This is a genomic window from Streptomyces sp. NPDC057428, assembly GCF_042803195.1.
Taxonomy (GTDB): Bacteria; Actinomycetota; Actinomycetes; order Streptomycetales; family Streptomycetaceae; genus Streptomyces.
In genome coordinates, this window is the sequence record NZ_JBHVCT010000026.1 from 21,949 (window position 1) to 43,019 (window position 21,071).

Genomic DNA, 21,071 nt, shown 5'->3' on the forward strand with positions numbered 1-21,071 from the left:
ATCAGATGACCTCCGGACGTTGAGGAAAGTACCGGGCCAATGTCGGACCCCGTAGGTAGGGTCTGATCAAGTGCTTCGAACCGAGCGGGGTGAGCTAGATGGCGACCAAGGACACCGGCGGCGGACAGCAGAAGGCGACGCGCACCAACGAGGAGACCGAGGAACAGGCGCAGGAAGCGCAGGCCTCCGAGGACCTCGCGGAGCGCCAGGAGAAGCTCAGCGACGACGTGGACGACGTCCTGGACGAGATCGACGACGTACTCGAGTCCAATGCCGAGGACTTCGTGAGGTCATTTGTTCAAAAGGGTGGCGAGTAACAGCCGGAGATCCCGTCCGGACGATCATCGGCGGACTCGCGCCGCCGGCCGGAGCTTTCCGTGGGGTGCCCTCGCGCGCACGGGCACCCCACGGAACCGCTTCCGCATCCAGGATCATGTTGATCACCGCCACGGGGCGGGTAGGGTCCGTGGCGTACCGTGCCGCACCTGCAATCCGGCCATCGGCAAGTCGGGGGATGATCCTGACTCCTTGCGCAGGGCCACCGCATACCTGGAGGGAAACGCGTGGAAGCCAACACTCGTAGCACCGGGCGTCTACCAGCTGCCTTCCTGACGCCGGGATCGTCCTCGTTCATGGACTTCCTGTCCGACCAGTCGCCCGGGATGCTTCCGGGTAACCGGCAGCTGCCGCCCATGAAGGGGGTCATCGAGGCGCCGCACGGCACCACGATCGTCGCGGCCAGCTTCCCCGGCGGCGTCGTGCTCGCCGGTGACCGGCGGGCGACCATGGGGAACATGATCGCCCAGCGCGACATCGAGAAGGTGTTCCCGGCCGACGAGTACTCGGCGGTGGGTATCGCCGGCACGGCGGGTCTCGCCGTGGAGATGGTCAAGCTGTTCCAGCTGGAGCTGGAGCACTTCGAGAAGGTCGAGGGCGCCACGCTCTCCCTCGAGGGCAAGGCCAACCGGCTCTCCACGATGATCCGCAGCAACCTGGCGATGGCCATGCAGGGCCTCGCGGTCGTCCCGCTGTTCGCGGGGTACGACGTCGACCGCGAGAAGGGCCGGATCTTCTCGTACGACGTCACCGGCGGGCGTTCGGAGGAGCACGGGTACGCGGCCACCGGGTCCGGCTCCGTCTTCGCCCGGGGCTCGATGAAGAAGCTGTACCGCGACGACCTGACGGAGGAGCAGACGCTCACCCTGGTCGTGCAGGCGCTGTACGACGCGGCCGACGACGACTCGGCGACCGGAGGCCCCGACGTCGCGCGCCGGATCTACCCGATCGTCACCGTCATCACGGATGAGGGCTTCCGCAAGCTGGGCGACACGGAATCCTCGGAGATCGCGCGCGCGATCCTGGAGCGCCGGCTCGAACAGCCCGACGGCCCGCGTGCCGCGCTGCTCTGACCGGTCCTGATGCTCCTCCGATGCACTCGTCACTGACAGAAAGGGACGGATAGCCGGTGTCGACGCCGTTCTATGTCTCACCTCAGCAGGCCATGGCCGACCGGGCGGAATACGCCCGGAAGGGCATCGCCCGTGGTCGCAGCCTGGTTGTGCTGCAGTTCGCCGACGGCATTGTGTTCGTCGGCGAGAACCCGTCCCGCGCGCTGCACAAGTTCAGCGAGATCTACGACCGGATCGGCTTCGCCGCAGCCGGCAAGTACAACGAGTACGAGAACCTCCGGATCGGCGGTGTGCGCTACGCGGACCTGCGCGGCTACACCTACGACCGCGACGACGTGACGGCCCGTGGGCTGGCCAACGTGTACGCGCAGACGCTCGGCACCATCTTCTCCAGCGCGGCCGAGAAGCCGTACGAGGTGGAGCTCGTGGTCGCGGAGGTCGGCGCGGGGCCCGAGGGCGACCAGATCTACCGGCTGCCGCACGACGGCTCGATCGTGGACGAGCACGGCTCGGTCGCGGTCGGCGGGAACGCGGAACAGATCAGCAGCTTCCTGGACCAGCGCCACCGTGACGGGATGTCGCTCGCGGAGGCGCTCAAGCTGGCCGTGCAGGCGCTGTCCCGGGAGGCCAACGGCAACGAGCGGGAGATCCCCGCCGAGCGGCTCGAAGTCGCGGTCCTGGACCGCACGAGGCCGCAGCAGCGCAAGTTCAAGCGCATCGTCGGCCGGCAGCTCGCCAGGCTCCTCGGCGCCGACGGTGCGGCCACCCCGACGGACGCCCCGTCCGACACGGAGGAACCGGAGGGCCCCGCGGCTCCGGCCGCCGGGACCGACACCCCCGTCACGGACACCGACGGTCCTTCCGAGGGCACGGGCGGGTCCGCGAAGGAGTGACCTCGTAAGGCCCTGCGGTGCCCCAGGACGTGACGCGCGTCCTGGGGCACCGTCATGCGGAGGGCGGGGGAGCGGTGGAGCCGCGCACCATCAGGCGGACCGGGAGGTCGCCGTCGTCCGCGGGCAGGCCGTCCAGGACGGCCAGCAGGGCCGACATGCCGCGGCGCCCCACCCGTTCGGCGGGCAGGCGCACGGTGGTGAGCTCCGGTTCGACCGCGGTGGCGAGTGCAAGGTCGTCGAAGCCCGTCACCGAGATGTCGCCGGGGACCCGCAGCCCCTGTCGGCGGACCGCCTTGCAGGCGCCGGCGGCCAGGATGTCGTCGTCGCAGACGATGGCCGTCGGTAGCGGCCCGGGGGACGTCAGGACGGCCTCGGTGGCCTCGCGCCCGGCCCTCACGTCCAGCGGAGCGGTGACGGTGCGCAGGGTGGTCCCCGGGACCTCCCGTACCGCTTCGTCCAGTGCCCGGGCGCGCACCACGAATGTCCAGGTGTCCACGGCGGACGCCAGATGGACGATACGGCGGTGGCCGAGCCCCAGCAGGTGGTCCGTCACCTGACGCATGCCGTCCGCTATGTCGAGGTTCACGCGGGCCGCCGCACCGCGGTCATCGGGATCGCTGTCCAGCATCACGAGCGGCAGGCCCGCGGTCCTCAGCGCTCCGAGCGCGCCGGCTGCCATCGACGAGGCGATCACGCCGTCGAGGGACGCGCTGGCCGAGGCGAACGGGTCCCGGGCGGGCCCGGTGCCGTCCGGCGACGGGTACAGGACGACGCCGAAGTCGTGCTCGGCCGCGACTGCCGCGGCGCCGGTGTGGACCCGGGCGAAGAACTCGTTGGTGAGGGCGGGCACGACGAGCAGAGCGGTGCGGGTGCGGCCCAGCCTGAGACTGCGGGCGGCCAGATTGGGCCGGTAACCCAGCTCCCGGGCGCTGTCGCGCACCCGGTCGGCCGTCGCCGCCGACACCCGACCGTGCCACTTGTCGCCCAGCACCAGCGAGACGGTCGCCTGGGAGACACCCGCGGCCCGGGCCACGTCACGGCTGGTGGGCCGGGGTGGGGCGGGCCGCTGCGCGCTGCTCACTCGTGCCTCCGTGCTGTGCCGGCCGCGCGCCCTGGGATGGACTCGCGGACTGTGCACATGGTACGTATGAACGCTGACGTTATACGTAAAACCCCGAGGGCGCGGAGCCCGGCGGGGGAGAGGGGCGGACATGGCCGCGGGATATCTGGACATCCTCCGGGCGCGGCACGCCGCCCGGCTCCTGGCGGGCACGCTGGTGGGCAGGCTGCCGAACGGCACCGCCCACATCGCGATCGTCCTGTTCACCCGGGCGGAGGGCGGCAGCTACACACAGGCCGGCGCTCTCGCCGCGGCGTACGGCCTCGCCACAGCCGTGGGGCAGCCGCTGCTGGGCCGGGCCGTGGACCTGCACGGCCAGCCGCGCGTGCAGTTGCCCGCAGCGGTCCTCTCCGCCCTCGGCATGGCCGCGCTGGCCCTTGTCGGACTCGGCTCGCTCCCCGTGGCGTACGCGGCCGTGGTCGTGGCCGGCGTCTTCACGCCGCCGCTGGAGGGCGGTCTCCGTGCCCTGTGGCCGACGGTGCTCGGCGGCGAGGACCGGGTGCACCGGGCTTACGCCATGGACGCGGTGGCGCAGGAGGTCATGTTCACCGTGGGGCCACTCCTGGTGACGGTCCTGGTCTCGCTCTGGTCGCCGGCCGCCGCGCTGCTGGTCATCAACGCGATCGGGGTCCTCGGGGCGCTCTCCGTGATCCTCTCCGAGCCCTCCAGAGCCTGGCGTTCGGCGCCCCGGGAGGCGCACTGGCTGGGCGCGCTGCGCTCGCCGGGACTGCTGGCCCTGCTCGGCGCCTTCTTCTTCGTCGGCCTCGCGCTCGGCTCGATCACGGTGGCGGGTGTGGCCTACGCCGACGACCACGGCAGGGAGTCCGTGTACGGCTGGCTGATGGCCGCTCTGGGGCTCGGTGCGCTGATCGGCGGAGTGGCGTACGGGGCGCGGCAGTGGGCCGGGACACCCGAACGGCGGCTGCGCGGCATCGTCGCTCTTCTGGCCCTGTGCTACCTGCCGCTGACGCTCACTCCGGGCGTGCCGGCCATGACCGCCCTTTCCGCGCTGGCGGGGGTCTTCCTGGCCCCGGCGATCGCCTGCTCTTTCCTCGTCGTGGACCGCCACGCGCCGCAGGGCACGGTGACCGAGGCGTTCTCCTGGCTCGTGACGACCTTCGGAGTGGGCGCGGCGGCCGGAACGGCGGTGGCCGGCCCGGCCGTCGAGCTCGGCGGCACGGCGTCGAGTTTCGCCGTCGCGGGGGCCGGTGGAGTGGCGGCGCTGCTGGTCCTGCTGGCCACCGGAAGGGTCCTCGCAGCTCCCGGCCGTACGCCCGCTGTTGTGGCCGATTCGGAAAATGATCGAAACGGTGCGGCCGAACCCGGTTTCAGCTCAGGCCATAAGGCGTAATGTTCAGTCATGGACCGCCGCATTTTCGGGCTGGAGAACGAGTACGGCGTCACGTGCACGTTCAGGGGACAGCGCCGACTGTCACCTGACGAAGTGGCGCGCTACCTCTTCCGCCGTGTCGTGTCATGGGGCCGCAGCAGCAATGTCTTCCTGCGGAACGGCGCCCGCCTGTACCTCGACGTGGGATCGCATCCGGAATACGCAACTCCCGAATGCGACAACGTGACGGAACTCGTCACGCACGACAAGGCAGGCGAACGCATTCTCGAAGGCCTGCTCGTCGACGCCGAACGCCGCCTGCACGAGGAGGGAATCGCGGGCGACGTCTATCTCTTCAAGAACAACACCGACTCGGCTGGAAACTCCTACGGGTGCCACGAGAACTACCTCGTCGCCCGTCACGGAGAATTCTCCCGGCTCGCGGACATCCTCATTCCGTTCCTCGTCACCCGGCAGCTGATCTGCGGAGCCGGCAAGGTGCTGCAGACGCCGCGCGGGGCCGTCTACTGCGTGAGCCAGCGGGCGGAGCACATCTGGGAGGGCGTCAGTTCCGCGACGACCCGGTCCCGTCCCATCATCAACACCCGGGACGAACCGCACGCCGACGCCGAGCGGTACCGCCGCCTCCACGTCATCGTCGGCGACTCCAACATGTCCGAGACGACCATGCTCCTCAAGGTCGGCGCGACCGACCTCGTGCTCCGCATGATCGAGGCGGGCACCGTGATGCGTGACCTGACCCTGGAGAACCCGATCCGGGCCATCCGGGAGGTCAGCCACGACATCACGGGTCAGCGCAAGGTGCGCCTGGCCAGCGGCCGGGAGGCATCGGCCATCGAGGTCCAGCGCGAGTACTACGAGAAGGCCGTCGACTTCGTCGAGCGCCGTGGCATCCGCACCGGCAACGTCGACCAGGTCCTCGAACTGTGGGGCCGCACGCTGGACGCCATCGAGGCCGAGGACCTCGACCGGATCGGCACCGAGATCGACTGGGTCATGAAGTACAAGCTCATCGAGCGGTACCGGGCCAAGCACAACATGACCATGTCGAATCCGAGGGTCGCTCAGATAGACCTCGCCTACCACGACATCCACCGCCGCCGCGGGCTCTACTACCTCCTGGAGCGGAAGGGGCAGGCCGCCCGTATCTGCAACGACATGAAGATCTTCGAGGGCAAATCGGTGCCCCCGCAGACCACCAGGGCGCGCCTGCGCGGTGACTTCATCCGGCGGGCCCAGGAACAGCGCCGGGATTTCACCGTCGACTGGGTCCACCTCAAGCTCAACGACCAGGCGCAGCGCACCGTGCTGTGCAAGGACCCGTTCCGTTCCGTCGACGAGCGGGTGGAAAAGCTGATCGCGGGCATGTGACCGACGGAGAACTCCCGCCTCGTATGTGACCGGGCCCCGTACGTTCCTCGTACGGGGCCCTTCGCCCGGCCTGAGGACTTGTCCCGCCGGGGATTGCATGACAGCGCTTAGAGTGTCGGGGACCACTCACGTGCCGTCTGAGATCTGAGGAACCAGTGCGCCGACTTGCCGGCCTTCTCGTCGTCCCCCTTCTGCTGCTTTCCACAGCGGCATGCGGCGACGACAAGGCCTCCGACTCCGCCTCGACCGAGAAGGGTGTTCCCGCGATCACGGCGGGAGCCAAGTTCGGCGAGAAGCCCACCCTGGCGAAGGGTGAGGGTGATCCCCCCAAGGAACTGAAGACCGACGTCATCAGTGAGGGTGACGGCGCGAAGCTCAAGAACGGCGACGCGATCCAGGTCAACTATCTCGGCCAGGCGTGGGACTCCACCAAGCCGTTCGACAACAGCTTCGACCGCAAGCAGCCCTTCGACCTGACGCTCGGTGCGGGCATGGTCATCCAGGGCTGGGACAAGGGGCTCGTCGGCCAGAAGGTCGGCAGCCGTGTCGAGCTGGTCATCCCGCCGGACCTCGGTTACGGGGCGCAGGGCCAGGGCGACATCAAGCCCAACGCCACGCTCGTCTTCGTCGTGGACATCGTGAAGGCGACGCAGATCCCCGCCTCTGCCAAGGGCACCGCGGTCGCCCAGGACAACACCGACCTGCCCAAGGTCGGTACCAAGACCGACGGCAAGGCCCCGACGGTCACGATCCCCAAGAGCGACCCGCCGAAGAAGCTGGTCTCCAACTACGTCCTCGAGTCCGACGGCGAGGTCATCAAGGACACCGACAGCGTCGTCGTGAACTACGTCGGTCTGCTCTGGAAGGGCAGCAAGCCCTTCGACAACACCTACGAGGCGGGCAAGACCCAGACGTTCCCGCTGGCGCAGGTCACCCTCAAGGGTCTGAAGAACGGCCTGATCGGCAAGAAGATCGGCAGCCGCGTCCTGCTCGTCATCCCGCCGGACCAGGCCTTCGGCAACAAGGCGCAGCAGGCCGTCCCCGCCAACTCCACGCTCGTCTTCGCCGTGGATCTTCTGGCAAAGATGTAAGACTGTCCCGGTTGACCAGTTCATCGGTAAGAGGAGCAGTTCAGTGAGCATCGAGAAGCCCGAGATCGACTTCCCGGGTGGCGAGCCGCCGGCCGACCTGGAGATCAAGGACATCTGGGAGGGCGACGGACCGGTGGCCGAGAAGGGCCAGACCGTCTCCGTGCACTACGTCGGCGTGGCCTTCTCCACCGGCGAGGAGTTCGACGCCTCCTGGAACCGCGGCACGCCGCTCAGGTTCCAGCTCGGTGCCGGCCAGGTCATCGCGGGCTGGGACCAGGGTGTCCAGGGCATGAAGGTCGGCGGCCGCCGCCAGCTGACCATCCCGGCGCACCTCGCCTACGGCGACCGCGGTGCGGGCGGCGCGATCGCCCCGGGCGAGACGCTGATCTTCGTCTGCGACCTCGTCGCGGTCTGATACGTCCCGATACAGGAGCCAGGGCCCGCGCCGCAAGGCGCGGGCCCTCGCTTTGGTCCGGACACCCCGGAGCGGTACGGTCGACGGTCGGAGAGCACGTCGAGAAAGGGCGTCGATGGCGATTGCCAAGGCCGAACGGCTGATGAACCTGGCACTGTGTCTGCTGGGTACCCGGCGTCCGCTCAGCAAGCGTGAGCTCCGCGGGTCCATCGAGGCCTACCTGGAAGCTGGCTCCGACGACTCCTTCAACCGGATGTTCGAGCGCGACAAGGACGATCTGCGCGAACTCGGCCTGGTCATCGAGACCGTGGAGAACCTGGACGGCGACATCGGCTACCTCGCCCGCCGCGACAGCAACCGGCTGCCCCCCATCACCCTGGACGCCGAGGAGGCCGCCGCCCTCGGGCTCGCTGCCAAGGTCTGGCAGCAGGCCCGCCTCGCCGGGGCCGCCAGCGGCGCCCTGCAGAAGCTGCGTGCGGCCGGCATGCCGGAGGCCGAGGACGACTACGAGGTGCACAGCGCCCTCGAACCCCGTATCCCGGTCCACGAGGCAGCTTTCGAGCCCCTGATGCTCGCCTGCCGGGACCGCCGCCCGGTGACCTTCGACTACCGCAAGGGGAACGCCGCCCGGCCCGAGCAGCGCCAGGTCGAGCCCTGGACGCTGGAGTGCTGGCGTGGCCACTGGTACCTGGCGGGCTGGGACCGTGACAGGGGGGCGGAGCGCGTCTTCAGGCTGTCCCGCATCTCGGGCCGGGTCCGCTCCCGGGCCGGGGCGTTCACCGCTCCTGTTCCCGACGCCGTGACCGTCAGGGAGACCGTCGAGAGCTGGGCCGGCGAGACCGCCACCAGGACCGCGCGCATCCGTCTGCGTACCGGCGCTGGTTACCCGCTGCGCTCCCGCGCCATATCGGTGCGGGAACTCGGCGATGGCTGGGACGAGTTGGAGATTCCGTACGGACACGGCCTGGACGCCTGGCTCGTCGAGTTCGGTCCCGACGTGATCGTCGGCGAGCCCGCCGACCTGCGGGCCGACGTGATGGACCGGCTGCGCGCCGTGGCCAAGGACTGAGGGGCCCGTACACATGGCGACCAACGCGATCGACCAGACCCGGCGGATGCTCTCCCTGGTCACCTACCTGCGGGAGCGACCCGGCGCGCACGTCCAGGACGTGGCCCGGGCCTTCGGCATCACCGAGGACGAGCTGATCTCCGACCTCGACGTACTGCCCATGTGCGGGACCAGCTTCCGCGGCGGGGACCTGCTCGACATCGACACCGACGGCGACCGGATCTGGTGGCACAACCCCGACGACGTCGCCGAGCCGCTGCGGCTCGCCGCTGACGAGGCCACCGCGCTGCTCGTCGCGGCCCGTGCCGTGGCCACGCTCCCGGGCCTGCGCGAGAGCGATCGCAAGGCACTCGTGCGCGCGACCGCGAAGCTGGAGACCGCGGCCGGCGAGGTGGGGGCCGCCAGTTCCCGGCTCTCGGTGACCTTCGAGTCCGAGGGCGGTGTCTTCGCCGACGTGGACCGGGCGATCTCCGAGCGGCGCCGGCTCTGGCTGCGCTACTACTCGCCGGCCCGCGACGAGCTGACCGAGCGCGAGGTGGACCCGATCCGGCTGTTCGCCGTCGGCCACACCTATATGGAGGGCTGGTGCCGGCTCACCGAGGCGCGCCGGACCTTCCGCCTCGACCGGGTCGCGGAGATCCGGCTGCTGGACGCACCCTCCGCTCCGCCGGAGCTGGAGCTGCGCGACCTGTCCGAAGGGCTCGTCCAGCCGGCCGCCGAGGACCCCGAAGTCGTCGTCGAGGTCGGGCCCGGGGGCCGGTGGGTCGCCGAGTACTACCCGCACGACAGCGCGGAGGAACTGCCCGACGGCGGGCTGCGGATCACTCTGCGCACCCCCGATCCGGCCTCGCTGCGCAGGCTGGCCCTGCGGCTGGGCGGGGAAGGGCGTATCACCGCCCCGCAGGACCTGGCCGAGAGCGCCCGGCTGGCGGCGCGTGAGGCATTGGCCGGCTACGACGACGCGATCTGAGCGGAGGGCACCGGTGCACCGAGGAGACAGAGGTCACATGACTGCGATATCCGGCACGCGGACCGGGCCGGCGACGGTCGCGGTGTCCGCCGCCGTACTGTTCCGGGCCGCCTGCCCGGACTGCCGCGAGCGCTTCGAACTCTCTGCGGGCGCACTGCGGCTGGCGATAGGGGCCAGCCGCCGTACGACCTTCTACTCCTTCACCTGTCCCGAGTGCGGCTCCGCGGTCCGCAAGCCGGCCGGGGAGCGCATCATCGAGCTCCTCAGCGGCGGCGGAGTACGGACGCTGCGCCTCCACACCGCCCTGCGGTAACCCCCACAGGCCGCCCGGCGGCACACCGACACATCGAGGCTCCGTCCATGTTCTGGCCCATGCTCGCCATCACTCTGGGATTCCTCGGCCTGGCCGTTCTCGGCGTGCTGGCCGTCAAGGTCTTCGTCGAGGCACAGCGGCTCGGGAAGCAGGTCGCCGCGACCACCCGGCGGATCAACCGAGCGGCAGAGGATCTCGAACGAGCGGCCACCACCCTCGCCGACACGGGCGAGGCCCTGCGCTGACCGGTCGCGGCCTCCGGATTCACCGGTTCGGGGGGTACGCTGCATGAGCGGCCCAGGCAAGGAGGTGTGGGCCGCAATCGGGAGTATGCACAGGCATTGCCCCGCGTTTACCCCTGCGGGTTACGATCGCTTCCAGCGCGCAAGTCGGACGTATGTCCGGGCGAACGGGTAGCGAGCCCACCCTCCAGACGCCTTAGCCGAGAAGGAAGTCGCACATGATCGCGAATCTGAAGCCCCTCGAGATCGTTCTGATCATCGCTGTCATCCTGCTGCTCTTCGGTGCCAAGAAGCTTCCCGACATGGCGCGTTCGCTCGGCAAGTCGGCCCGCATCCTCAAGAGCGAGGCCAAGGCCATGAAGAAGGACGACGAACCCGCGGCGCCCACCACGGAGACCGTCGCCGATACCGCCCCGCCCGCGGCCACCGCGCGCACGATCCAGGCCGCTCCGGGAGACGTCGCCAGCTCCCGCCCCGTGGGCGAGGCCAAGCCCACCACCCAGAGCTGACAGCTGATCCGCACGACCGGCAGCTGCCGTACGAGACGAGGGAAGTGGGTTGCTCAAGTCTGCCCGCAAGCAGGAGAAGGACGACGAGGGGCGGATGCCCCTCCTCGATCACCTGCGTGAGCTGCGCAACCGGCTGCTGAAGTCGGTCCTGGCGATCGTGATCGCCGTGATCGCCGCGGCGTTCTTCCAGAAGGAAATCTTCGAGTTCCTGATGAAGCCGATCCTGGACTCGGTCGGCTGCAGGGACGGCGCCCTGACCATGGTCAACGGCCGGCCCTGCGCGGAGATGACCACCAACGGTCTGCTGTCCCCCTTCACCATCGCGCTGAAGGTATCCCTGACGGCGGGCGTCCTGGTGGCCACTCCCGTCTGGCTGTACCAGCTGTGGGCATTCGTCGCCCCCGGCCTGCACAAGCAGGAGAAGCGCTACTCGATGGGCTTCGTGGCCGCCGGGGTCCCGCTCTTCCTGGCCGGCGCCTACCTGGCGTACACGATCCTGCCGCAGACCGCGCAGATCATGCTCGGTTTCACGCCGGACAACGTGAAGAACCTGCTGCCCCTCGACGACTTCCTCGACCTGATCACCCGCATGGTGATCGTGTTCGGGCTTGCCTTCGAGCTGCCGCTGCTGCTGATCCTCCTCAACATGACCGGGGTCCTGTCAGGTGCCCGGATGCTGCGCTGGTGGCGCGGCATGATCGTCGGGCTCACCGCTTTCGCGGCCATCGCGACTCCGGGCGGCGAGCCCATCTCCATGCTGCTGCTCGCGGGCCCGCTCGCGGTGCTGTACTTCATCGCGGTCGGCATCTCCCTGCTCAACGACAAGCGCAAGCGGCGGGCGAACCCCGACGCCGAGCTCGACGACGACGAGGCGTCGCGGCTCGACCTCACACCGGAACCCGTTGGCGCGGTCGAAGGCGTCTCCACCCCGCGCGCCGCACTGCCCGAGCAGGCGAGCGGCGACCCGGACGGCGGCCGGTCCCACCGGCTCAACGGTTACGACGACATCACCTGACCTTGTAGGGTCCCGCAGGTGACCAGCGAGATCACCCTCTTCGTCAATCCCACCGCGGGAAGCGGCCGGGGCGCGCGTGCCGCGCAGCCGGCCGCTTCCGCGTTGCGGGACGCCGGCTTCTCCGTCCGCACCGTGCTCGGCGAGGACGCGGGCGACGCCCTGCGCCGGGCGCGGGAGGCCGTGGCGGGCGGCACCGGCGCACTGATAGCCGTGGGCGGGGACGGCATGATGTCCCTCGCCCTCCAGGCTGTCGCCGGCACTTCGACACCGCTCGGAGCCGTGGCCGTCGGCACCGGCAACGACTTCGCCCGCGCCCTGGGGCTCCCGATCAGGGACCCGGCCGCGGCAGGACGCCTGGCCGCCGAGGCGCTCAAAGCGGGGTCGGTGCGCGAGATCGACCTCGGCCGGGTCGGGGAGCGCTGGTTCGGCACCGTGCTGGCCTCCGGCTTCGACTCCCGGGTGAACGACCGGGGCAATCGGATGCGCTGGGCCGGCGGACGGTTCAAGTACGACCTGGCGATCCTCGTCGAGCTGGCGGCCTTCAAGCCGATCCCGTACCGCCTCAGGCTGGACGGCGGTCCGGTGACCGAGATCGAGGCGACCCTGATCGCGGTGGGGAACGGGACCACGTACGGCGGCGGCATGCGGATCTGCGCCGACGCGGTCATGGACGACGGGCTCTTCGACGTGACCGTGGTCGGCGACTGCAGCCGCACCACACTGCTCAAGGTGTTCCCGAAGGTGTACCGGGGGACGCACCTGGGGCACCCGGTGGTCACCGTGCACCGGGTGTCCTCGATCGAGCTGGTGGCCGCCGGCGTCACGGCCTACGCGGACGGTGAGCCGATGGGCGCGCTGCCGCTGACCGCCACCTGCGTACCCCGCGCGGTCAGGGTCCTCGCAGCGTGAATTAAAGATCGGGCTGACTGTCATACCTGGCGGGTAGGCTCGTATCAAGATGACAGAGGACCTCTCACCAGCTGAGCGATACCAGGCTTCCCGGGTGCGTGCCGCCGAGCAGGCGACGGCCCTCGGGCCCTTCCGCGACATGTACGAATTCGGCCTGGACCCGTTCCAGATCGAGGCGTGCCAGGCCCTGGAGGCGGGCAAGGGGGTGCTGGTCGCGGCCCCCACCGGGTCGGGCAAGACCATCGTCGGCGAGTTCGCCGTCCACCTCGCCCTGCTGCAGGGCCGCAAGTGCTTCTACACCACACCCATCAAGGCGCTGTCCAACCAGAAGTTCGCCGACCTCGCGCGGCGCTACGGCGCGGACAAGGTCGGTCTGCTGACCGGCGACAACAGCGTGAACGCGGACGCGCCCGTGGTGGTCATGACCACCGAGGTCCTGCGCAACATGCTGTACGCGGGATCGCAGTCCCTCGCCGGCCTCGGCTATGTGGTCATGGACGAGGTGCACTACCTCTCCGACCGCTTCCGCGGTGCCGTGTGGGAGGAAGTGATCATCCATCTGCCGGAATCAGTCACCCTGGTCTCGCTGTCGGCGACCGTGTCCAACGCCGAGGAGTTCGGCGACTGGCTGGACACCGTGCGGGGCGATACCCAGGTGATCGTCTCGGAGCACCGTCCCGTGCCGCTGTGGCAGCACGTCATGGCCGGACGCAGGATGTACGACCTCTTCGAGGAGGAGAGCGACCACGGCGGCCGGGGCACTGGGCGGCGCGAGGTCAGTCCGGACCTCGTCCGGCTCGCCCGGATGGAGAACCAGCGCGGATACAACCCGCGCGACCGCCGGCGCGGGAAGATGGTGCGCGAGGCGGACCGCGAGAGGGAGCGCCGACAGCGCAGCCGGATCTGGACCCCGTCCAGGGCCGAGGTCATCGACCGGCTCGACGCCGAGGGGCTGCTGCCCGCCATCACCTTCATCTTCAGCAGGGCCGGCTGCGAGGCCGCCGTGCAGCAGTGTCTGCAGGCCGGACTGCGGCTGAACGACGAGGACAAGCGCCGCACGGTGCGCGAGATCGTCGAGGAGCGGACAGCGTCCATTCCCCCCGAGGACCTCCACGTCCTCGGTTACTACGAGTGGCTCGAAGGCCTGGAGCGCGGCATCGCCGCTCACCACGCGGGCATGCTGCCCACCTTCAAGGAGGTCGTGGAGGAGCTGTTCGTCCGCGGTCTGGTCAAGGCCGTCTTCGCCACCGAGACCCTGGCACTCGGCATCAACATGCCGGCCCGCTCGGTGGTGCTCGAGAAGCTCGTCAAGTGGAACGGCGAACAGCACGCCGACATCACTCCGGGCGAGTACACCCAGCTGACCGGGCGCGCCGGGCGCCGCGGCATCGACGTCGAGGGTCACGCGGTCGTCCTGTGGCAGCGGGGCATGGACCCCGGCGCACTCGCCGGCCTCGCGGGCACGCGCACGTATCCGCTGCGCTCCAGCTTCCGGCCCTCGTACAACATGGCCGTGAATCTGGTGCAGCAGTTCGGGCGGCACCGCTCGCGCGAGCTGCTCGAGACGTCCTTCGCGCAGTTCCAGGCGGACCGGTCCGTCGTCGGGATCTCCCGGCAGGTCCAGCGCAACGAGGAGGGACTCGCGGGCTACCAGGAGGGCATGACCTGCCACCTCGGGGACTTCGAGGAATACGCCCGGCTGCGCCGCGACCTCAAGGACCGGGAGACGGACCTCGCCAAGCAGGGTGCGGCCCAGCGCCGTGCGGCGGCGTCGTCGTCCCTGGAGAAGCTGAAGCCGGGCGACGTCATCCACGTGCCCACCGGCAAGTTCGCCGGGCTCGCGCTGGTCCTCGACCCCGGGATTCCCGCAGGGCGGGCCAACGGCCATCGCGGGGCCGAGTTCAACGAGGGCCCGCGTCCTCTGGTCCTGACCGCCGAGCGTCAGGTCAAGCGGCTGGCACAGATCGACTTCCCGGTTCCGGTCGAGGCACTGGAGCGGATGCGGGTGCCCAAGTCGTTCAACCCCCGCTCCCCGCAGTCCCGCCGCGACCTCGCCTCCGCGCTGCGGAGCAAGGCAGGGCACATCGACCCGGGCCGGCACCGCAAGCAGCGGGCGGCGGCCGCCGACGACCGCGAGATCGCCCGGCTGCGCACGGAGCTGCGGGCCCACCCCTGCCACGGCTGCGACGAGCGCGAGGACCACGCCCGCTGGGCCGAGCGCTACCATCGGCTGCAGCGCGACACCCGGCAGCTGGAGAACCGCATCGAGGGCCGGACGAACACCATCGCCCGCACGTTCGACCGCATCGTCGCGCTCCTCACCGAGCTGGACTATCTGCGGGGCAACGAGGTCACCGACAACGGCCGGCGGCTGGCCAGGCTCTACGGCGAACTCGACCTGCTGGCCAGCGAATGTCTGCGTGAGGGTGTCTGGGAGGGGCTGAACCCCGCCGAACTCGCGGCATGCGTCTCGGCGCTGGTCTTCGAGGCGCGTCAGGCGGACGACGCCGTGGCGCCCAAGCTGCCGTCGGGTCCCGCGAGGGTGGCGATGGGCGAGATGGTCCGCATCTGGGGCCGGCTCGACGCGCTGGAGGAGGACTTCAAGATCAGCCAGACGGAAGGGGTCGGCCAGCGCGAGCCGGACCTCGGCTTCGCCTGGGCGGTCTACATGTGGGCCTCCGGCCGGACGCTGGACGAGGTGCTCCGCGAGGCCGAGATGCCCGCCGGCGACTTCGTGCGGTGGTGCAAGCAGGTCATCGACGTACTCGGTCAGATCGCGGCCGCCGCGCCCCGGGACGGGAGTTCGGTGGCCAGGAACGCCCACAAGGCCGTCGACGCGGTGTTGCGGGGAGTGGTGGCGTACAGCTCGGTGGGCTGAGACGTACGCGGGAGTAGAGGAGTGGCCGCAGGCGGATCACCTGTGGCCACTCGTGCGCGTACCCCCTCAGGTCTTCTTGTTCTTGACCGCGGCTGCCGCACAGACCGCCCCCAGCACGATCGCCAGGCCGCCGACGATGACGTTGTTCAGGATCACGCCCAGGTCCGGGCCGGAACCGACGACCCAGGTCGACACGATGAGCCAGACACCCAGGGCGCTGATGGCGAGGCTCATGCCCGTCATCCGCTCGGGCATGGCGGTGAAGCAGAGCGCCAGCACGGCTATCGCGATGCCGATGACGAGGTTGTGGGTCACCAGGGAGGGCTGACTCGCCGTGAAGTGGAGAACCCACGGGGAGACGGCGCAGTACAGACCGAGCAGGAACACCGGTGCGTCGGCCATGGCCGTGGTGCGTCCGCTGCCCATCACCCGGTCGTGGCGGGCCCGCATCTCCTCGGCATCGGGATGCCCGGAGATGTCCCGTCCGGTGTGTGAGAGGTTACTCATGAGGATGGTCTCCTTCGAACTTGCCGGAGCGACCGCAGTCAGGGAGGCGGTCCTGTGCTCTCCTGACCAGTGTGCTCTTACATGTCCCTTATATGCAGTTTTTCTGGTGACCAATTCCTGCGATTACGTCGAGCCGCCCGGCCAGTGACATCAGGTCCACGGCCCGCAGCACCCGGCTCCCGTATCCGGGCAGCGGCACGACGAGGGGGCGCGTCCAGCGCTCCGGGACGGCCTCGATCCCGTAGACCGCACCGGCCGGTCCGCCCGTGACCGCCGCAACGGTGTCGGTGCCCCGGCCCACGTCCACGGCTGCGCTCAGCGGCACGAGCCCCGCGGTCCGTGCCGCTCCGGCCGTGGGGTCGGAGAGCGCGGTCCTCGGGGCTCGTCGGTGTCATGCCGTCAGCCTGGGGCCTCTCGTTCGGATCACGCTGGGCTCGCGTGCCCCGCACGAAAGACCCTGGTGACGGGCCGTGAGGTCAGCTCGCCGGCATCAGGACGGTGTCGACGATGTAGACCGTGGCGTTGGCGGTCGGGACGTTGCCGCAGACGACCTTGGAGGAGTCGTTCACCGTGTAGGAGGTGCCCGAACCCGACGTCGTCAGCTTGGTCTTGGCCAGGGTGTCGAAGGAGCCCTTCTCCAGCTGCATCGGTGTCAGCTTCTCGCCGACGACGTGCGCGGTGAGCACCTTGGTGAGCTGGGCCTTGTCAGCGAGCAGCTTGTCCAGGTCGGCCTTCGGGATCTTGGCGAAGGCGTCGTTGGTCGGGGCGAACACCGTGATGTTCTCGGCGCTGTTCAGGGTGTCGACGAGGCCGGCCTGCTTGACCGCCGCGACCAGGGTGGACAGCGCCGGGTTGTTCGACGCGGCCGTGGCGACCGGGTCCTGGGCCATGCCCGCGAACGAGCCCGCGCCTTCCTTCGGAACCGTCGCACAGCCCGGGCCGAACGGCTCGTCCATGGGCTTGGTTTCCTTGGCCGGCGCGCTCGACGCGGCCTTGTCCGCACCGGAGTCGGACGCGGAGGTGTCGGAGTCGCCGGAGCACGCGGTCAGCGCGAGCGGCAGCAGGGCCGCGGCGGAGACGGTGACGGCGATGCGGCGAAGGTGACGGGTGTTCATGGAGTTCTCCTGGATGAATGTTTGTTCGACAGAGGGAAAAGGAAAGTGAGGTTCTGTGGGGGAGCCGGTGGTCAGGTCACGTCGACCACCACCGAGTGCCACCCGGTCGCACCGTTCGGTACGGTGCCGACCCGCTTGTCGGTCTGCGTGACGCCGGTGCGGTCCGTCGCGCGGACCTCGAGGGTGTGGTGGCCGGTCGTGGCAGGCCACTCCCACACCCACTGGCGCCAGGTGTCACGGCCCGCCTCCTCGGCCAGCCGTGCGGTGTGCCACTCGCCGCCGTCGACCCGGACCTCGACCCTGGCGATGCCCCGGTGCTGGGCCCAGGCGACACCGGCGACGGGCACCGTCCCCGCTCGCGGAGCTGCGAAGGGGCGCGGGGTGTCGATGCGTGACTGGGTCTTGATCGGCGCCTCGCGGGACCAGTCGCGCTTGACCCAGTAGGCGTCGTACGCGTCGAACGTCGTGAGCTCGATGTCCTGGAGCCACTTGCACGCCGAGACGTAGCCGTACAGGCCTGGGACGACCATCCGGACCGGGAAGCCGTGGTCGAACGGCAGTGGTTCACCGTTCATCCCCACCGCGAGCAGAGCGTCGCGGCCGTCCATGACGTCCTCGACCGGGGAGCCGATCGTCATCCCGTCCACGGAGCGGGCCACGAGCTGGTCAGCCGTACCGCCCTTGGACGGCGGCTTCACCCCCGCCTCGCGCAGCAGGTCGGCCAGTCGCACGCCGATCCACCGGGCCGTGCCCATGTAGGGGCCGCCCACCTGGTTGGACACACAGGTCAGCGTGATGTCGCGCTCGATCAGCTCGCGTCCCAGCAGGTCCTGGAAGCCGAGGGTGACCGGCCGTGTCACCCCCTTGCCGTGGATCCGCAGCCGCCACCGGTCGGCGTCGACGCGCGGGACCACCAGAGCGGTGTCCACCCGGTAGAAGTCCTTGTTCGGCGTGGTGAACGAACTCAGACCCCGGATGCCCAGATCCGCCCCGCCGGGTATCGCCCGGGCGGGGGACCCCGCCGCGGGCAGCACGATGTCGCCCCGCGAGGCGGAGACCCCGGCCAGCTCGGACGCCTGGAGCTGCCGCCCCAGGAGCCCGGCGCCGGCCGAGGCCGCCGCTGCTGCGGCCGCCGCGATGACGAACCCGCGGCGGTCGAAGGCGCCCTGCCCGTCGGCGTCCGTCTCCCCAGCCGCGGGAGACGGGGCGTCGACGGGGGCAAGCCGTCCGGTCAGGAGATACAGCACTCCCGCGGCCACCAGGGCGCCCACGACCGAAGGCAGTACGTCGCCCGTGCGGCCCTCGGGCCGCCCGGCCGCGGACACTGCCCCGACCACACCGAAGACCAGTACGGCCGCAGCGCCGGTCCGCCGGTGCCGCAGCGAGAGGATCCCCACCGCCATGGCGAACAGCGCCAGGAGTACGAGGATGCCGAGCTGCAGCACCAGTTTGTCGTCGGTTCCGAAGTTCCGAACCGCGAAGTCCTTGACGGCCGGTGGGGTGCGGTCGATGACCGCACCTCCCACGGCCGTGACCGGACCCGCTTCGGGACGGACGGCAGCCGCGACCAGTTCGGCGACGCACAGGGCGGTGAACCCGGCGATCAGACCGCTGAGCGCGGCGAACGCGGCGCGTGCCCAGCGGGATCGCCGGAACCCGGGGGCCCCTTGCTTCTGCGAAACGTATCGGTCTGTTCTCACACCGGGAGTTCGGCGCCGATCGCCCGGCGGATTGGTCGTTCACCCGATCGAAGGAAGTCTGATCATCGGCCAATCCGTGGCGCCCGCTGCCTCGAATGACCTCTGAGGGGCACTCCAGCAGGGCTCCGGCCAGCCATGTGACACCGGAAGGAACCCGAATGACAGGGGAGCGGCGGCGCACAGCCGTGGTGGGCAGCGGGGTGGCGGGACTCACCGCCGCCCACGTCCTGGGGAAGGCCCACGACGTGACACTCGTCGAGGCGGACGCACGCGTCGGCGGGCACGCGCACACCCACGACCTGACCTCGTCCGACGGCCGGACACACCGTGTCGACTCGGGGTTCATCGTGCACAACCGGCGGACGTATCCGAACCTCCTCCGGCTCTTCGACGAACTCCAGGTGGCCACACAGGAGTCGGAGATGAGCATGTCCGTGCGCTGCGAGGGATGCGGACTTCAGTACGCGGGCGCCCGGGGCCCGGCCGGGCTCCTCGCCCGGCCGGGGGCGCTGTTCCGGGGTCCGTACCTGCGGATGCTGACCGAGGTGCCGCGATTCCACCGGGCGGCGCGGGCGTTGCTCGCCATGCCCGAAGATACGGGGGTCATGACTCTCGGGGAGTTCGCGGCACGCGGCCGGTTCTCCCCCTACTTCTGCGCGCACTTCCTCACCCCCGTGGTCTCCGCGGTCTGGTCCTGCGACCCGGTGACCGCGATGAGTTACCCGGCCCGCTACCTCTTCCGGTTCCTGGAGCACCACGGGATGCTCTCGATCGGCGACTCGCCGGTCTGGCGGACGGTCACGGGCGGATCACGCGAGTACGTCGACCGCATCGCCAAGCAGGTGCACTCCGTGCGGACGTCCACCCCGGTCAGGGCGATCCGCCGGCACAGTGACGGCGTCGAGATCGTCACCGAGGACGGCACCACGGAGGACTACGACGCGGTGGTCGTCGCCACGCACCCCGACCAGGCGCTCCGGCTCCTCGCCGACCCCACCGACGCGGAGCGGGAGACGCTCGGCGCGTTCCGCTACTCCCACAACCCCACGCTGCTGCACACCGACACCACGCTGCTGCCGCACAGCCGGGGGGCGGCGGCCTCGTGGAACTACCTCATGCCCTCCTGCGCCGCCGACGCCGACCGGGTCACCGTCAGCTACGACATGAACCGGCTCCAGCGCCTGGACGCGCCCGAGCGCTTCGTCGTCACCCTGAACGGCGCCGACCGGGTCGACCCGGACCTCGTACGGGCCCGCATGGTGTATGAACACCCCGTCTTCACCCCGGAGTCGGTCGCCGCGCAGGCCCGGCTGCCCGCGCTCTCCGGTCCCGTCACCGCCTACGCGGGGGCCTACCACGGCTGGGGGTTCCACGAGGACGGCTGCCGTTCCGGGGTCGAGGCCGCCGCCGCGCTGGGGGTGACATGGTGAGCGGCGCCCTCTATCCGTGCACGATCACGCATGTGCGGACCGCCCCCCGCAGGTACGCCCTGCGGCACCGCACCTACCTGTGGCTCATCGACCCGGACCGCCCGCCGCGCCTGCCGGCCGTGCTGCGCCCGCTGGCCCGCTTCGACGCGCGCGACCACTTCGGCGGCACGGCGCCCACCGTCCGGGCCGGACTCGAACGCTTCCTCACGGCACGTGGCATCGACCTCGCCGGCGGCAGCGTCACCATGCTCACCCAGGCAAGGGTGTTCGGCCACGTCTTCAACCCCCTGACCGTCTACTGGTGCCACCGCCCCGACGGCAGCCCGCTCTGCGTGGTCGCCGAGGTCCACAACACCTACGGCGAACGCCACTGCTACCTGCTGCGGGCGGACCCGGACGGCCGGGCGGTGACCGGCAAGGACTTCTACGTGTCGCCGTTCTTCCCGGTGGACGGCGCCTACCGCATGCGGCTGCCCGAACCGGACCGGCGGCTGAACCTGACGGTCCACCTGGAGCGTGAGCAAGCCCGCCCGTTCACGGCGACCGTACGCGGCACCCGGCGCCCCGGGACGCCCGGCCAGCTGCTCCGGCTGTTCCTTCGCCACCCCTTCTCCACCGTGGTCGTATCCGCTGCCATCCGCCTGCACGGTGTCCGGCTGTTCCTGCGCCGGCTGCCCGTGCAGCCTCGTCCCCGTCATCGCACCCAGGAAGGCATGCAGTGAAGGTGCCCACCTCTCCCAACCCGCCCGCCGCTCCCGCCCGCA

General features: G+C 70.2%; 21 protein-coding genes and 2 pseudogenes. 18 read left to right on the plus strand and 5 right to left on the minus strand.

Features of this window, described 5'->3' with window-relative positions; all coding sequences use genetic code 11:
- Positions 1–98: 98 nt before the first annotated feature.
- The 4 genes and pseudogenes from ACFU5K_RS13195 (at position 99) to prcA (ending at position 2,302) form a co-directional block, all read left to right on the plus strand.
- Entirely contained in the window at positions 99–317 is a 219-nt protein-coding gene (locus ACFU5K_RS13195; RefSeq protein ID WP_384060074.1) for a ubiquitin-like protein Pup, read from the plus strand.
- 115 nt (positions 318–432) lie between these two features.
- Positions 433–612: pseudogene (locus ACFU5K_RS13200) on the plus strand (endonuclease domain-containing protein); the annotation flags it as partial.
- Positions 564–1,409, plus strand: a complete 846-nt coding sequence (prcB, locus tag ACFU5K_RS13205; RefSeq protein ID WP_384060076.1) for a proteasome subunit beta — start codon at positions 564–566, stop codon at positions 1,407–1,409. The pseudogene ACFU5K_RS13200 and the gene prcB, both read left to right, overlap by 49 nt.
- 56 nt (positions 1,410–1,465) lie before the next feature.
- Positions 1,466–2,302 (plus strand): proteasome subunit alpha, encoded by an 837-nt coding sequence (gene prcA, locus ACFU5K_RS13210; RefSeq protein ID WP_384060078.1) that lies wholly within the window; start codon positions 1,466–1,468, stop codon positions 2,300–2,302.
- Positions 2,303–2,354: 52 nt separating this feature from the next.
- Here prcA and ACFU5K_RS13215 read toward each other — a convergent pair whose 3' ends face one another.
- Positions 2,355–3,383 carry a LacI family DNA-binding transcriptional regulator gene (locus ACFU5K_RS13215; RefSeq protein ID WP_384060081.1) on the minus strand — a complete coding sequence of 343 codons (1,029 nt, stop codon included), beginning with the start codon at positions 3,381–3,383 and terminating at the stop codon, positions 2,355–2,357.
- A 130-nt stretch (positions 3,384–3,513) separates the two neighbouring features.
- On the opposite strand from ACFU5K_RS13215, the gene ACFU5K_RS13220 reads away from it, so the two are divergent.
- From ACFU5K_RS13220 to ACFU5K_RS13275, 12 genes are all read left to right on the plus strand, one after another.
- Positions 3,514–4,773 carry an MFS transporter gene (locus tag ACFU5K_RS13220; RefSeq protein ID WP_384060083.1) on the plus strand — a complete coding sequence of 420 codons (1,260 nt, stop codon included), beginning with the start codon at positions 3,514–3,516 and terminating at the stop codon, positions 4,771–4,773.
- Positions 4,774–4,782: 9 nt separating this feature from the next.
- Positions 4,783–6,144, plus strand: a complete 1,362-nt coding sequence (pafA, locus tag ACFU5K_RS13225) for a Pup--protein ligase (RefSeq protein WP_327120317.1) — start codon at positions 4,783–4,785, stop codon at positions 6,142–6,144.
- Positions 6,145–6,299: 155 nt separating this feature from the next.
- Positions 6,300–7,235 (plus strand): FKBP-type peptidyl-prolyl cis-trans isomerase, encoded by a 936-nt coding sequence (locus ACFU5K_RS13230; protein WP_384060086.1) that lies wholly within the window; start codon positions 6,300–6,302, stop codon positions 7,233–7,235.
- Positions 7,236–7,278: 43 nt separating this feature from the next.
- On the plus strand, positions 7,279–7,650 hold the full coding sequence (locus ACFU5K_RS13235) for an FKBP-type peptidyl-prolyl cis-trans isomerase (RefSeq protein ID WP_384060088.1): 372 nt from the start codon (positions 7,279–7,281) through the stop codon (positions 7,648–7,650).
- Between the two features lie 115 nt (positions 7,651–7,765).
- Positions 7,766–8,719, plus strand: a complete 954-nt coding sequence (locus ACFU5K_RS13240; RefSeq protein ID WP_384060090.1) for a helix-turn-helix transcriptional regulator — start codon at positions 7,766–7,768, stop codon at positions 8,717–8,719.
- Positions 8,720–8,732: 13 nt separating this feature from the next.
- Positions 8,733–9,689, plus strand: a complete 957-nt coding sequence (locus ACFU5K_RS13245; protein WP_384060093.1) for a helix-turn-helix transcriptional regulator — start codon at positions 8,733–8,735, stop codon at positions 9,687–9,689.
- Positions 9,690–9,726: 37 nt separating this feature from the next.
- On the plus strand, positions 9,727–10,002 hold the full coding sequence (locus ACFU5K_RS13250; protein ID WP_384060095.1) for a hypothetical protein: 276 nt from the start codon (positions 9,727–9,729) through the stop codon (positions 10,000–10,002).
- 47 nt (positions 10,003–10,049) lie between these two features.
- Positions 10,050–10,247 (plus strand): hypothetical protein, encoded by a 198-nt coding sequence (locus ACFU5K_RS13255; RefSeq protein ID WP_384060098.1) that lies wholly within the window; start codon positions 10,050–10,052, stop codon positions 10,245–10,247.
- A gap of 215 nt (positions 10,248–10,462) precedes the next feature.
- Positions 10,463–10,753 carry a Sec-independent protein translocase subunit TatA gene (tatA, locus tag ACFU5K_RS13260; protein ID WP_384060101.1) on the plus strand — a complete coding sequence of 97 codons (291 nt, stop codon included), beginning with the start codon at positions 10,463–10,465 and terminating at the stop codon, positions 10,751–10,753.
- 49 nt (positions 10,754–10,802) lie between these two features.
- A complete protein-coding gene (gene tatC / locus ACFU5K_RS13265; protein WP_384060103.1) occupies positions 10,803–11,768 on the plus strand; it encodes a twin-arginine translocase subunit TatC in 966 nt (321 codons plus the stop codon).
- Between the two features lie 18 nt (positions 11,769–11,786).
- Positions 11,787–12,677 carry a diacylglycerol kinase gene (locus ACFU5K_RS13270; RefSeq protein ID WP_384060105.1) on the plus strand — a complete coding sequence of 297 codons (891 nt, stop codon included), beginning with the start codon at positions 11,787–11,789 and terminating at the stop codon, positions 12,675–12,677.
- Between the two features lie 49 nt (positions 12,678–12,726).
- Positions 12,727–15,555 carry a DEAD/DEAH box helicase gene (locus ACFU5K_RS13275; protein WP_384060108.1) on the plus strand — a complete coding sequence of 943 codons (2,829 nt, stop codon included), beginning with the start codon at positions 12,727–12,729 and terminating at the stop codon, positions 15,553–15,555.
- 66 nt (positions 15,556–15,621) lie between these two features.
- On the opposite strand, the gene ACFU5K_RS13280 is transcribed toward ACFU5K_RS13275, so the two are convergent.
- The 4 genes and pseudogenes from ACFU5K_RS13280 to ACFU5K_RS13295 all read right to left on the minus strand — a co-directional run bounded on the left by ACFU5K_RS13280 (position 15,622) and on the right by ACFU5K_RS13295 (position 18,877).
- The gene (locus tag ACFU5K_RS13280; protein ID WP_384060111.1) at positions 15,622–16,062 is read right to left on the minus strand and encodes an SPW repeat protein; all 441 of its coding nucleotides are present in this window, start codon (positions 16,060–16,062) and stop codon (positions 15,622–15,624) included.
- Between the two features lie 88 nt (positions 16,063–16,150).
- Positions 16,151–16,381 (minus strand): annotated as a pseudogene (locus ACFU5K_RS13285) (ADP-ribosylglycohydrolase family protein); the annotation flags it as partial.
- 157 nt (positions 16,382–16,538) lie between these two features.
- The gene (locus ACFU5K_RS13290) at positions 16,539–17,177 is read right to left on the minus strand and encodes a fasciclin domain-containing protein (protein WP_384060113.1); all 639 of its coding nucleotides are present in this window, start codon (positions 17,175–17,177) and stop codon (positions 16,539–16,541) included.
- A 71-nt stretch (positions 17,178–17,248) separates the two neighbouring features.
- Complete coding sequence (locus ACFU5K_RS13295) at positions 17,249–18,877, minus strand: molybdopterin-dependent oxidoreductase (RefSeq protein ID WP_384060116.1); 1,629 nt, start codon at positions 18,875–18,877, stop codon at positions 17,249–17,251.
- A 158-nt stretch (positions 18,878–19,035) separates the two neighbouring features.
- Between ACFU5K_RS13295 and ACFU5K_RS13300 the strand changes: the two genes are divergently transcribed.
- The gene (locus ACFU5K_RS13300; protein WP_384060118.1) at positions 19,036–20,307 is read left to right on the plus strand and encodes an NAD(P)/FAD-dependent oxidoreductase; all 1,272 of its coding nucleotides are present in this window, start codon (positions 19,036–19,038) and stop codon (positions 20,305–20,307) included.
- Entirely contained in the window at positions 20,301–21,029 is a 729-nt protein-coding gene (locus ACFU5K_RS13305) for a DUF1365 domain-containing protein (protein ID WP_384060120.1), read from the plus strand. Before ACFU5K_RS13300 ends, ACFU5K_RS13305 begins: the two co-directional genes overlap by 7 nt.
- Positions 21,030–21,071: the final 42 nt, after the last annotated feature.

What these genes read in the sequence shown, in the direction of transcription:
- ACFU5K_RS13195 (WP_384060074.1), top strand. Translation starts at nt 99, where the DNA reads ATGGCGACCAAGGACACCGGCGGCGGACAGCAGAAGGCGACGCGCACC.
- ACFU5K_RS13220 (WP_384060083.1), top strand. Translation starts at nt 3,514, where the DNA reads ATGGCCGCGGGATATCTGGACATCCTCCGGGCGCGGCACGCCGCCCGG.
- pafA (WP_327120317.1), top strand. Translation starts at nt 4,783, where the DNA reads ATGGACCGCCGCATTTTCGGGCTGGAGAACGAGTACGGCGTCACGTGC.
- ACFU5K_RS13240 (WP_384060090.1), top strand. Translation starts at nt 7,766, where the DNA reads ATGGCGATTGCCAAGGCCGAACGGCTGATGAACCTGGCACTGTGTCTG.
- ACFU5K_RS13245 (WP_384060093.1), top strand. Translation starts at nt 8,733, where the DNA reads ATGGCGACCAACGCGATCGACCAGACCCGGCGGATGCTCTCCCTGGTC.
- ACFU5K_RS13250 (WP_384060095.1), top strand. Translation starts at nt 9,727, where the DNA reads ATGACTGCGATATCCGGCACGCGGACCGGGCCGGCGACGGTCGCGGTG.
- ACFU5K_RS13255 (WP_384060098.1), top strand. Translation starts at nt 10,050, where the DNA reads ATGTTCTGGCCCATGCTCGCCATCACTCTGGGATTCCTCGGCCTGGCC.
- tatA (WP_384060101.1), top strand. Translation starts at nt 10,463, where the DNA reads ATGATCGCGAATCTGAAGCCCCTCGAGATCGTTCTGATCATCGCTGTC.
- ACFU5K_RS13275 (WP_384060108.1), top strand. Translation starts at nt 12,727, where the DNA reads ATGACAGAGGACCTCTCACCAGCTGAGCGATACCAGGCTTCCCGGGTG.
- ACFU5K_RS13280 (WP_384060111.1), bottom strand. Translation starts at nt 16,062, where the DNA reads ATGAGTAACCTCTCACACACCGGACGGGACATCTCCGGGCATCCCGAT.
- ACFU5K_RS13290 (WP_384060113.1), bottom strand. Translation starts at nt 17,177, where the DNA reads ATGAACACCCGTCACCTTCGCCGCATCGCCGTCACCGTCTCCGCCGCG.
- ACFU5K_RS13300 (WP_384060118.1), top strand. Translation starts at nt 19,036, where the DNA reads ATGACAGGGGAGCGGCGGCGCACAGCCGTGGTGGGCAGCGGGGTGGCG.
- ACFU5K_RS13305 (WP_384060120.1), top strand. Translation starts at nt 20,301, where the DNA reads ATGGTGAGCGGCGCCCTCTATCCGTGCACGATCACGCATGTGCGGACC.